An 11,351-nucleotide genomic window follows, 5' to 3' on the forward strand; every position below is an offset into this window, starting at 1 on the left:
CCGACCGCGCTGCGGCACGGCTGCGCGAGCGCGGCGCGCGGGTGACCCTGGTGGCCGGCGGCAGCGCGTCGGAGACCACCGACCTGCTGCACGGCGCGGTCGAGGCGCGACCGGACGCGGTGGTGGTCGCCGGCGGCGACGGCACCGTGCGCCTCGCGGCGCAGGCGCTGCGGGGCACCGGCGTCCCGCTGGGCGTCGTCCCGGCCGGCACCGGGAACGACCTGGCGACCCATCTCGGCCTGCGCCGGGCGGACCCGGAGGCCGCCGCCGACGTCGTCCTCGCCGGGCACCGGCGCCGGATCGATCTCGCCCGCGTGACCGACTCCCGCGGTGCGATCACGCACTACGCCACCGTGCTGGCCTGCGGCTTCGACGCCCGCGTCAACGATCGCGCGAACGCGATGCGCTGGCCGCGTGGCGGCTCGCGCTACACGCTCGCGCTCCTGCGGGAGTTCGTCGCGCTGCACGCCGACCGGCTCCGGGTCACCCTGCACCTGCCGGACGGCGGCGTCCACGTCCTCGACGAGCAGCTGCTCATCGCCGCGGTCGGCAACTCCCGCAGCTACGGCGGCGGCATCCCGGTGTGCCCCGACGCCGATCTCGGCGACGGCCTGCTCGAGGTCGCAGTGGTGGCTCCGGTGAGCCGGCTGCGGCTGCTGCGGCTGCTCCCCCGCCTCTACGCCGGCACGCACGCCGCGGCGGACGAGGTCACGATCGTGCGCGCACGGGCGGTCGAGCTGGATGCCGCGGATGCCGCGGCGTATGCGGACGGGGACCTGATCGGGCCGCTGCCGCTGCGCGTGGACGCCGATCCCGCCGCGCTCGAGGTGTTCGTGGCGCCGTGAGTCATCCGGCCGGGGCCGCCAGCCCCAGATGCGAGGCGAGCGCGTCGATCGCGAAGGCGAGCCCCTCGTCCAGCACCACCCCGGTGTGCCCCGCGCCGGGGATGGCGTCCGAGTACACCGTGAAGCCGGCGTCCTGCGCGAGCGCGGCGTTGGCCTGCTGGCCGGGCCCGAAGGTCTCGTCCTCGTCGCCGTAGGTGAACACCGCGACGTGGCCGTCGAACGAGCCGGCGTTCACCGTCAGCCACGAGGCCGGCTTCGCGGCCTCGAACGCGTCGGCATCGCCGTCGAAGACGGTGTCGATGGTCTGCTGCTCGTGCTCGGACCCGGGGTACTCGTTGCCGGAGATGTCCATCAGGCTGCCCCACACCTCCGGATGCTGGGCGCCCCAGGTGAACGCGCAGGCGCCCCCGTTCGAGTAGCCCCCGATGACCCAGTAGGAGGTGTCGGACACCACGTTCAGATGTGAGCGGATCCACTCCGGGATGTCGCTGTTGAAGTACGTGGACACGGTTCCGTAGGTGGTCGAGTCGGCGCAGGCGGGATCGGCGTTGATCGAGCCGAGCTGGTCCGCTACGATCGCGATCGGGGCGAGCCCGTCGTGCTCCGCGGCGAACGCGTCCAGCGCGGCCGCGATGCTGGTGGGATCCGGCGTGCCGGGCTGGCCCATCATGAACACGATCACCGGCAGCGACGGCGGGTCGTCCACGAGCGCGGCCGGCGGCAGGTAGATCGCGGCGTCCCGCGCCGTGAACCCGGTGGAGGGGATCTGCTCATCGCCCGACAGCGCGCTCACGCGTCCCTTCGTCGGCATGTCGGCGGGCGCGGTCCACGTCTCGTACAGCGTCGACGGGTCGCCGTCGCCGGCGCCGGTCAGCGCCGGCAGCGGCTCCTCGTCGAGGGCCTGGATGCCGAGGATCGCGGCGAGGGTGTGCGTGAGCCCGTACGAGGTGTTCACGCCCAGCCCCGCCATCACCAGCGCGACCACCACCAGCAGCGCGGCGATCGCGCGCCGCCACCACGGCCGGGTGAGCGCGGCGACCACGCCCGCCGCGGCGGCGCCCACGCCCGCGGCGATCCATTCCGCGGCGTTCTTCGGCAACGCCCCCTCGAACACGCCCGCCGTCTCCAGCGTCCGCGCCAGCAGATAGCCGCCGATCGTGCCGAGCACGAACGAGAGCAGCAGCCGCCACGGATGCCGGGGGCGCACCGCGAGCACGGTCAGGGCGAGCAGCCCCACCAGGGCGACGGTCTGCGTGAGGATCCCGCTGCCTATCAGCTCGAGGGTCAGCAGCCATCTCCTCATCGCGCTCCTCCCCGCGCCGCGCGGGCGAGTGCCAGCACATCACGGGCGGACGCATCGGGGAGGTAGGCGCGGCCGACGGCGACGGCGATCCGCGGCAGCGTCACCGGATCCGCGTAGGCGAGGTGGATCGTGCGGTACTCCGGGCGGAACTTGCTCTTGAACCGGAACAGCGAGGCGAAGCCGTACGCCGGCTCCAGCGCCTGCGCCATCCAGGCCAGCAGGGAGGTGAGCACGGTCGGCTCCGCCGACGGCGCCTCACCCGGCTTGAGGGCCAGCGGCGCCCCCGACAGGCTCAGCACCTCGAGGCCGATCATCTTGCCGCTGAGGGCGGCCTTGGCGATGACGAACTCCATCAGCCCGTTGGGGCCGTCGGCCCGACGCCGCATGAAGTCGAGGGTCCAGCCCACCTGGATGCCGTCGCGCCAGGAGGGCATCCAGCTGGTCACGACCTGGATGCGCGAGGCCGCGTCCACGGCCAGCAGCAGCGCGACCTCCGGGTCCTTGGCCTCCTCGATCGAGCCGAGGGTGAACCCCATCTCCGGCAGCGCCTTGTCGGCCACCCACTGCTCGTCGATCTCCTCGATCTGGGCGATCTGCGCCGTGGTCAGGTCGTGCCAGCGGGTCCACACGGCCGTGACGCCCTCCCGCTCGGCGCGCGTCATCGGCTGACGCACCTTCTGCCAGGCCTTGCCGGTGAGCGTCACGTCGGCGAGCACCATCACGGTCTCCTCGCCGACGGAGGTGTGCTCCCATCCCATCGCGTCGAAGACGGGGAGGAACTCGTCGTGGATGCTGTAGAACACCGGCAGCCAGCCGTGACCGAGGCAGAAGTCGACGAAACCGCGGATCGCCTGTGCCCGGTGCGGGGTCGTCGTCAACGGGTCGGCGATCGCGATCGCGACGTCGCCGACGAGCCGGTACGCGACGGCCGACTGCTCGTCGTCGCTGTACCAGTGCCGGTTGCCGCGCCAGAGCCCCAGATAGCCGAGCGTGCCGCCCCCGCGTCGCAGCAACGCGCGGAACTGCGCGTCGTCGGCCGCGGCCGGCACCCGGATCCGGCGGTAGAGCCACAGCATGGCGACGATGACCGCGGCCCAGAACACGACACCCACCCACTGGTAGATCCACAGCGCCGCGCCGTGACGCGGGTACGGCAGCTCGCTCACCCCCTGCAGGAACGCCGACGGGATGAAGCGGCGCACCGTCTCCACCAGCAGGTCCGTGAACGAGGGATCCTTGTTGTAGGTCTGCCGCAGCAGCCACTCGGCGATGAGATACCCCGCCGCGCAGACCACGAACGCGCCGAGGACGATGACCGCGAAGCCGCGCACCGCCGACGCCCGCGCGCGCACCGGGAAGCGACGACGCAGCACCACGAGCAGCACCGCGGTCGCCAACGGCACCCCGATCGAGGCGACCGCCCAGAGCAGGTACTCGAAGCCGGTGCCGTCGACCCACGGATCGATGTACAGCTGGCCCGACAGCAGCGAGTAGACGGCGAGCGCCGCCACCAGCGTCTCCACCGCGATCGCGAGGACCATCCCGGCCCGCCGCCCCCGCCGCATCCCCCATGCCGCGACCAGCAGCAGCGCCAGCGGCACGAGCGCGAGGATCGCCGGGCCCGCGCCCCGGGTGATCAGCAGCGTGAACTGGTGGTCGCAGATCGACGTGTACTGCGCGTCGCAGCGGTCGATGAGGTCCTGGTCGTACTGGGTGAACGCGTCCACCGCCAGCGAGAGCGGGCCACGGCCGCCGCCGGCGATGACGGCCGCGAACGGGCCGAACCCGGTGACCGCCACGAGGGCGGCGGCGAGCGCGCGGATCTCACGGACGCTCGACCGATGCCAGGGCCGGCGCGCGCTGCGCCGGGTGAGCCATGCGCCGCCGGCGAGGCCCAGCGCCGCGGCCGCGAGGCGGTACCACGAGTCCGCGTCGCCGACGTAGAGCGCGAACATGGCGAGCACGGCGAAGCCGATCAGACGGATCCGGCGGCGCCACAGCGCGGAGGCGACAGCCGAGGCCGCCATCACGGCGCCGGCGATCGCGATGGCCGGGTCCACCACCGGGATCTCCGCCGCCTCGACCGGCCGCAGATCGGTGACCGTCCAGGTCGCGGCGTGCAAGCCGATGGCGATGACGATGCCACCGAGGCCGGTGACCGCGGTGACCCATACCAGGACGAGGTGCCCGAGCAGGTCCTCCGCATACGCATAGACCGTGAGGGCGAGGACCACGCAGATCACCGCGTCGACCGGGGAGCCGGGCACGAGCACCGCCGTGAACGGCGTCCACCAGTGCCCGGCCGCGAACACCGAGAGCGGACCGGTTCCCCAGTACGAGACGTCCTGGCCCCACAGCGAGCCGGTCAGCGCCGCCGTGACCAGGACGAGGACCGCGGCACCGAGGGCGACCGGATGGGTGGTCAGGTAGCGGCGTGCGACGGGTCGCCAGTGCCGGGCAGCGCTGCGCGGTACCGGGGCGGTCACCTCGCCACCTCCTGTCTCACGGCACAGCGCCGCCGACACACTACCGGGCGCGGCCGTGCGGTACGCGGCGGATCAGTGGTGGGTCGCCTGAACGGCGCGCAACCGGCTGAGCACCTGGTCGCGCAGCGTCTCGGGCGCCGTCTCGTGGCACGCCCGCGCGACGACCTCCGTCAGAGTGCGTGCCACCAGCGCCTCGTCGCGGCACTCCTCGCAGGTGGCGAGATGCTCGGTGATGTCGGTGTGCTCGGTGTGGCACACCTCGTTGCGCAGATACTCCTCGAGGTCGCGCCGGGCCCTCTCGCAGCCGCAGTCGGTCATGTCGTGCTCCTGGATGCCGACGGGGTGATGCCCCGTTCCTGTGCGTAGTCGGCGAGAAGGTCACGAAGCAGCCGCCTGCCACGGTGCAGGCGGCTCATGACCGTGCCGATCGGGGTTTTCATGATGTCCGCGATCTCCTGATACGCGAAGCCTTCGACGTCCGCGAGATAGACCGCGAGGCGGAAGTCCTCGGGGATCGACTGCAGCGCCTCTTTCACGACGGATGCCGGCATCCGGTCGATCGCCTCGGCCTCGGCCGAACGGGAGCTGGTGGAGGTGGTCGACTCCGCGCCGCCCAGCTGCCAGTCCTCCAGCTCGTCGATCGTGCCCTGGTAGGGCTCGCGCTGCTTCTTGCGGTAGGTGTTGATGTACGAGTTGGTGAGGATGCGGTACAGCCACGCCTTCAGGTTCGTGCCCTGCGTGAAGGTGGCCCACGAGGCGAACGCCTTCACGAACGTCTCCTGCACCAGATCGGCGGCGTCGGCCGGGTTCCGCGTCATCCGCATCGCGGCGGCGTAGAGCTGGTCCATGAACGGGAGCGCCTGCTCCTCGAACTGGGCGCGCGCATCCACCACGGGGGTCTGTTCCGCCTGCTCGTCCATCAGGCGCCAGTCTATGTCGGCGCCGCGGTGCGGCAGCAGTGTCGCCGGCACGCCCGCTCCTCTCCGGGCGTGGCGTCCACGCCCCTCGGTAGGCTGGAACCGATGAGCGACATGTCGTATTCCCCGCGCACGTGGGCCGCACCGGTGTCTCCTGGCGCCCTCACCGCGACCGTCGTCGTGCCCGGCTCGAAGTCGCTGACCAACCGCGAGCTGGTGCTGGCGGCCATCGCCGACGGCCCCGGCACCCTGCACGCACCGCTGCACTCCGACGACTCGGCCCGCATGATCGAGGCGCTGCGCGTGCTCGGCGTCGGCATCGAAGAGGTGCCCGGCACCGGCGGCTTCGGCCCCGACCTGCTCGTCACCCCGCCCGTTCGTTTCGCCGGCGGCGGCCGCCTCGACTGCGGGCAGGCGGGCACCGTGATGCGCTTCGTGACCCCGCTGATCGGCCTGGCCACGGGCGAGGTCACCGTCACCGCCCACCCGAGCGCACTGCACCGACCGATGGGCGAGATGATCCGGGCGCTGCGCGACGCCGGCGTCGACATCGACGACGGCGGCACGTGGGCGCTGCCGTTCACGGTGCGAGGCCGGGGACGCATCGCCGGCGGCGAGGTCGAGATCGACGCGAGCGCCTCCAGCCAGTTCGTGTCCGGGCTGCTGCTGGCCGCAGCCCGGTTCGACGTCGGCCTGCGGCTGCGTCACCGCGGCGCGCGCCTGCCCAGCATGCCTCACATCGACATGACCGTCGCCTCGCTCGCCCACCGCGGCGTGCACGTCGAGTCCCCCGCCGCGGGCGAGTGGATCGTGCCGCCCACGGTGCCGCACGGCAAGGATGTGACGATCGAACCGGATCTGTCCAACGCGGCGCCGTTCCTGGCCGCGGCGCTCGTGACCGGCGGGACCGTCACCGTCACCGGCTGGCCGGTGCACTCCACCCAGCCCGGCGCCCTGCTGCCCGAGCTGCTGGCGGCCTTCGGCGCGCACAGCGGCCGCCGTCACGGGGCGCTGACGGTCGCCGGCGGCGGACGCCTGACCGGCGCGGACCTCGACCTCTCGGCGGTCGGCGAGCTGACCCCCACCCTCGTGGGCCTGGCCGCGCTGGCCGACGGCCCCTCGACCTTCACCGGCATCGGCCACATCCGCGGGCACGAGACCGACCGCATCGCGGCGCTCGCCGGCGACGTGCGTGCGCTCGGCGGCGAGGCCGAGGAGCTGGCCGACGGCATCCGGATCATCCCGCGGCCGCTGCGGGGCGGTGTGTGGCACGCCCATCACGACCACCGGCTGGCCACGACCGGCGCCCTGATCGGGCTGGCCGTGCCCGGCGTCGTCGTCGACGACATCGGCACGACCGCGAAGACGATGCCGGAGTTCCCCGAGCTGTGGCAGCAGATGCTGACGCCGGAGGAGAACGCCGCGTGAGCTGGCTCGAACCGGACGACGAGGACGACGACGAGTTCGACGAGTCCGACATCCGGGTACGGCCGAACCCGAAGGCGAACCGGCCGCGCACCAAGCGCCGGCCCGCCCATGCCGACGCCGAGATCGCCCGGGTCCTCGGCGTCGACCGCGGTCGGTACACCGTGCTGGTCGACGAGGACGGCGAGCACGAGCGCGAGGCGACGGCGGCGCGCGCCCGGGAGCTGCGCCGAGCGCCGATCGTCACCGGCGACCGGGTGCGCACCGTCGGCGACACGAGCGGCGACGACGGCACGCTCGCGCGGATCGTGGGGATCGAGCCGCGCACGACGCTGCTGCGACGCAGCGCCGACGACACCGACCAGGTCGAGCGCGTGATCGTCGCGAACGCCGACCAGATGCTCGTGGTGGTCGCCGCCGCCGACCCGGAGCCGCGGGAGCGGCTCGTCGACCGGTACCTGATCGCGGCGCTGGATGCCGGCATCCGCCCCCTGCTCGTGGTCACCAAGACCGACCTGGCCGACCCCGCGGACTTCCTGTCGCACTTCGACGGGATCGACCTGGAGGTGTTCACCAGCGGCCGCGGCGAGATGCCGATCGGGCGCATCGGCGCCGCCCTCGTCGGCCGGTCCACCGTGTTCGTCGGCCACTCCGGCGTGGGCAAGTCCACGCTGGTCAACGCGCTGGTGCCGACGGCGGACCGCGCCACCGGTCACGTGAACGAGGTCACCGGGCGCGGCCGGCACACCTCCTCCTCGACGGTGTCGCTGCGCTACCGCGGCTCCGGCGGCACGGGTTGGGTCATCGACACGCCCGGCGTCCGTTCGTTCGGTCTCGGGCACGTCGACCCGGCCAACATCCTGCGCGCCTTCACCGATCTGGACGAGATCGCCGAGGACTGCCCGCGCGGCTGCACGCATCTGCCCGACGCACCGGACTGCGCGATCGTCGAGGCCGTCGCCGAGGGACGGCTCGGCCCGACCGGCGTCTCGCGGCTGGACTCGCTGCAGCGCCTGCTCGCGACCTTCGCGACGCGCTGATCGCGCCTAGGCTGAGGCCATGACGCTTCAGCCCGGAGACACCGCACCCGATTTCACCCTGCCCGACCAGGACGGGTCTCCCGTCGCGTTGCACGACTTCCGCGGCCAGAACGTGATCGTGTACTTCTACCCCGCCGCGATGACACCCGGCTGCACCACGCAGGCGTGCGACTTCCGCGACAGCCTCGGCTCTCTGACCGCGGCCGGGTACGTCGTGCTGGGCGTGTCCCGGGACGCGCCCGAGAAGCTGCGCGCGTTCCGGGAGCGCGACGGGCTCGCCTTCCCGCTGCTGAGCGACCCCGACCACGCGGTGCACGAGGCGTACGGCGCGTGGGGCGAGAAGCAGAACTACGGCAAGACGATCACCGGCGTGCTGCGCTCGACCTTCGTCGTCGACCCCGACGGCCGCATCGCGCAGGCGCTGGTGAACGTGAAGGCGACCGGGCACGTCGCCCGGCTGCGCCGGCTCCTCGGCATCCCCGGCTGAGCCCGCGCCGACCCTCTCCCGGCGGGGCGGTCAGTCGTCGGCGGGGCGACGACGGCTGGCCCGGACGACCGCGATCACCAGCAGGATCAGCACGACCAGGGCCGGGACGCCGATGACCACGCCGATCGCGGGATGCGCGTACGCGCCCGTGGCCGCGCCCCCGGCGACGGCGAGCACGAGCAGCTGGGTGACGATCCCGCCGGACCGCCCCCACGACCGGTCGCGCAGGACGCCGGCTCCGAACGCGGCGACCGCGGCGGCCCCGATGAGCGTCAGGACGAGCAGCGCGATCGCGCTGGGCACCGAGTCGGTGTCACCGCCCACGAGCGAGACCGCCTGCCACAGCGTCAGCACGACCAGGACGACGCCCTCGGCCATGACGAGGACTCCTGCGAGGCGCTCGGCCCCGCCGACGGTGGTCGTCTCGCTCATCGTTCCGCTCCGGCACAGGATGCGATGACGGAAATCTCAGCAGAACCGTCGGGAATCGCGCGCTGAACCCTTGTCAACATCCGGGCGCTGTGGAACGATTGAAGACATCGTGTGCTCCCACAGCGAGGTGGGGCGAGCAACCCGCTCGCACACCGACCAGAGTAACTGACGGATCGTCATGCTCTGAATCCACTCGATTCTTCGTATCCCTGAGGAGCACAACCATGGACTGGCGCGACAAGTCGGCCTGCCTCACCGTCGACCCGGAGCTGTTCTTCCCGGTCGGCAACACCGGGCCGGCCGTCGACCAGATCGAGAAGGCCAAGGCCGTCTGCGCGCGGTGCACGGTGACCGAGATCTGCCTGCAGTACGCCCTGGAGACCGGCCAGGACTCCGGCGTCTGGGGCGGCCTCAGCGAGGACGAGCGCCGCGCCCTGAAGCGCCGCGCGGCGCGCGCGCGGCGCGCCAGCTGAGCGCGCCGGCTCAGCCCGCGTCGCGCTCGATGTAGCGCAGCGGGATGTCGATCGTGACCTCGGTTCCGCTGCCCATCGAGGTGTGCCAGTCGATCGTGCCGCCCAGCTCCCCCTGGATCAGGGTCCGCACGATCTGGGTGCCGAGCCCCCGGCCGACCTGACCCTCGGGCAGGCCCACCCCGGTGTCGCGCACCCGCACCTCCAGATGCTCGGCGGTCCGCTCCGCGGCGATCTCGACCTCCCCCTCCTGCCCGGCCAGGCCGTGCTCGACCGCGTTCGTGACGAGCTCGGTCAGCGCGAGCGCGAGCGGGGTCGCGTATTCGCTGGGCAGCGTCCCGAAGGTGCCGGTCTTGCGGGTGATCGCACGCGTGTTCGGGGCCGCCGCGACCTCGGCGACCAGCTTGAGGACGCGCGAGAACACGTCGTCGAAGTCGACGCTCTGGGTGAGTCCCTCGGACAGGGTGTCGTGCACGACCGCGATCGCCGACACCCGCCGGGTCGCGTGCGCGAGCGCGTCGCGTGCCTCGTCGGAGTGCGTGCGTCGGGCCTGGATGCGCAGCAGCGACGCGACGGTCTGCAGGTTGTTCTTCACACGGTGATGGATCTCGCGGATCGTCGCGTCCTTGGTGATGAGCTCCTGATCGCGATGACGCAGCTCCGAGATGTCGCGGCACATGACGATCGCGCCGATGCGGGTGCCGTGGTCTCGCAGCGGGATCGCCCGCAGCGAGACGATGACGCCGCGGGCCTCCACCTCGGCCCACCAGGGGGCGCGACCGGTGGCGACCACCGGCAGCGTCTCGTCGAACTGCCGCTTCTCGGGCAGGATCTGCGTGATGACCTCCACCAGCGGCTCCCCCTCGAGCTCGTCGTCGAAGCCCATGCGGTTGAAGGCGGACAGCGCGTTGGGGCTCGCGAAGGTCGTGATGCCGTCGACGTCGACGCGGATCAGGCCGTCCGAGGCTCGCGGGGCGCCGCGCCGGGGCGCGGTCGGCGCCGCCGGGTCCGGGAACTCCCCCGACGCCACCATGCCGAACAGGTCGTCCGCGCAGTCGTTGAAGGTGATCTGCTGCCGGGACGGCGTGCGCGCCTCGCCGAGATTCGTGTGCCGGGTCAGGACGCCGATGACCGTCGCCGGAACGTCGCCGCGGGCCGGCTCGCGCACGATCGGCACGGCGCGCACCCGGGTGGGCGTCTCCTCGAACCAGTCGGGCGAGGCGGAGTCGATGATCCGTGCGCTCTGGAAGGCGTCGCGCACCTGTGCGCGCCACTGCGGGCGCACCCGGTCGCCGACGATGTCGCGGTAGAACAGCGTGGCCGCGCCGCCGGGCCGGGCGTGCGCGACGGCGATGAACGAGTCGTCGGGCGTCGGCACCCAGATCACGATGTCCGCGAAGGCGAGGTCTGCCAGGAGCTGGCCGTCACCTGCCAGTCGATGCAGCCACTCGACATCCGCCCCGTCGGCGAAACCCTGCGCGTACACGAGATCGGAGAGCGTCGACACACGCCCAGCCTACGGTGCGTCTCACGCCGGAACGTGTCGGGACGTCGATGAGGCCACCGTCCCCGGCGGCCCGATACGCCCTCCCAGACGCTCACCTTCTGAACCGCGCGGCGACTCAGAGGGTGAGTCTCGACTCACCTTCTGAACCGGGTGGCGACTCAGAGGGTGAGTCTCGACTCACCTTCTGAACCGGGTGGCGACTCAGAGGGTGAATATCCGCCGGACCCCTCGCCCACGCCCTCAACCGGCGTGCTCACCCGACTCCGATGCCCAGGACATCCGGAATCCGATCGCCGGCGCGGTCGCCGCGGCCGGCCTACGGGACCGGATGCCGCCACCCGAGGCGTGTCGTCCCGCGCCGCCGGCGCCGGGCAGGCGCCGCATCGGACTCGACGGGAGACGGCTGCGGGGCCGCCGCGGCGGCGACGCGGGATCGGAA

General features: G+C 72.6%; 11 protein-coding genes. 5 read left to right on the plus strand and 6 right to left on the minus strand.

Features of this window, described 5'->3' with window-relative positions:
- Positions 1-845: diacylglycerol kinase family protein (locus QM626_RS14400; protein ID WP_415077654.1), on the plus strand; the 845-nt coding region annotated here is incomplete at its 5' end.
- A gap of 1 nt (position 846) precedes the next feature.
- Here the strand turns inward: QM626_RS14400 and QM626_RS14405 are convergent.
- The 4 genes from QM626_RS14405 to QM626_RS14420 form a co-directional block, all read right to left on the minus strand.
- On the minus strand, positions 847-2,148 hold the full coding sequence (locus QM626_RS14405; protein WP_415077655.1) for an alpha/beta hydrolase: 1,302 nt from the start codon (positions 2,146-2,148) through the stop codon (positions 847-849).
- Positions 2,145-4,634 carry a bifunctional lysylphosphatidylglycerol flippase/synthetase MprF gene (locus tag QM626_RS14410; protein WP_415077656.1) on the minus strand — a complete coding sequence of 830 codons (2,490 nt, stop codon included), beginning with the start codon at positions 4,632-4,634 and terminating at the stop codon, positions 2,145-2,147. The genes QM626_RS14405 and QM626_RS14410 overlap by 4 nt, the downstream gene beginning before the upstream one ends.
- Positions 4,635-4,706: 72 nt before the next feature.
- Positions 4,707-4,952, minus strand: a complete 246-nt coding sequence (locus QM626_RS14415; protein ID WP_415077657.1) for a zf-HC2 domain-containing protein — start codon at positions 4,950-4,952, stop codon at positions 4,707-4,709.
- Entirely contained in the window at positions 4,949-5,554 is a 606-nt protein-coding gene (locus tag QM626_RS14420) for a sigma-70 family RNA polymerase sigma factor (protein WP_415077663.1), read from the minus strand. The genes QM626_RS14415 and QM626_RS14420 overlap by 4 nt, the downstream gene beginning before the upstream one ends.
- A gap of 102 nt (positions 5,555-5,656) precedes the next feature.
- Here QM626_RS14420 and aroA point away from each other — a divergent pair, with 102 nt between their 5' ends.
- The 3 genes from aroA to bcp are packed head-to-tail and all read left to right on the plus strand — an operon-like array spanning position 5,657 to position 8,503.
- Positions 5,657-6,979, plus strand: coding sequence for a 3-phosphoshikimate 1-carboxyvinyltransferase (gene aroA, locus QM626_RS14425; protein WP_415077658.1), 1,323 nt, complete (start codon positions 5,657-5,659; stop codon positions 6,977-6,979).
- Positions 6,976-8,016: a ribosome small subunit-dependent GTPase A gene (gene rsgA / locus QM626_RS14430; RefSeq protein WP_415077659.1), complete on the plus strand. Its 1,041-nt coding sequence runs from the start codon at positions 6,976-6,978 to the stop codon at positions 8,014-8,016. The genes aroA and rsgA overlap by 4 nt, the downstream gene beginning before the upstream one ends.
- Positions 8,017-8,035: 19 nt before the next feature.
- Complete coding sequence (gene bcp, locus QM626_RS14435; protein WP_415077660.1) at positions 8,036-8,503, plus strand: thioredoxin-dependent thiol peroxidase; 468 nt, start codon at positions 8,036-8,038, stop codon at positions 8,501-8,503.
- A 30-nt stretch (positions 8,504-8,533) separates the two neighbouring features.
- Here bcp and QM626_RS14440 read toward each other — a convergent pair whose 3' ends face one another.
- Positions 8,534-8,935, minus strand: a complete 402-nt coding sequence (locus QM626_RS14440; protein ID WP_415077661.1) for a histidine kinase — start codon at positions 8,933-8,935, stop codon at positions 8,534-8,536.
- A gap of 224 nt (positions 8,936-9,159) precedes the next feature.
- Between QM626_RS14440 and QM626_RS14445 the strand changes: the two genes are divergently transcribed.
- A complete protein-coding gene (locus tag QM626_RS14445; protein WP_023955350.1) occupies positions 9,160-9,408 on the plus strand; it encodes a WhiB family transcriptional regulator in 249 nt (82 codons plus the stop codon).
- 10 nt (positions 9,409-9,418) lie between these two features.
- On the opposite strand, the gene QM626_RS14450 is transcribed toward QM626_RS14445, so the two are convergent.
- Positions 9,419-10,912, minus strand: coding sequence for a sensor histidine kinase (locus QM626_RS14450; RefSeq protein ID WP_415077662.1), 1,494 nt, complete (start codon positions 10,910-10,912; stop codon positions 9,419-9,421).
- Positions 10,913-11,351: the final 439 nt, after the last annotated feature.

This window comes from Microbacterium sp. (assembly GCF_047606385.1).
Taxonomy (GTDB): domain Bacteria; phylum Actinomycetota; class Actinomycetes; order Actinomycetales; family Microbacteriaceae; genus Microbacterium.

Coding starts and splice junctions, on each gene's coding strand:
- QM626_RS14405 (WP_415077655.1), bottom strand. CDS start 2,148: ATGAGGAGATGGCTGCTGACCCTCGAGCTGATAGGCAGCGGGATCCTC.
- QM626_RS14415 (WP_415077657.1), bottom strand. CDS start 4,952: ATGACCGACTGCGGCTGCGAGAGGGCCCGGCGCGACCTCGAGGAGTAT.
- QM626_RS14420 (WP_415077663.1), bottom strand. CDS start 5,554: ATGGACGAGCAGGCGGAACAGACCCCCGTGGTGGATGCGCGCGCCCAG.
- aroA (WP_415077658.1), top strand. CDS start 5,657: ATGAGCGACATGTCGTATTCCCCGCGCACGTGGGCCGCACCGGTGTCT.
- bcp (WP_415077660.1), top strand. CDS start 8,036: ATGACGCTTCAGCCCGGAGACACCGCACCCGATTTCACCCTGCCCGAC.
- QM626_RS14440 (WP_415077661.1), bottom strand. CDS start 8,935: ATGAGCGAGACGACCACCGTCGGCGGGGCCGAGCGCCTCGCAGGAGTC.
- QM626_RS14445 (WP_023955350.1), top strand. CDS start 9,160: ATGGACTGGCGCGACAAGTCGGCCTGCCTCACCGTCGACCCGGAGCTG.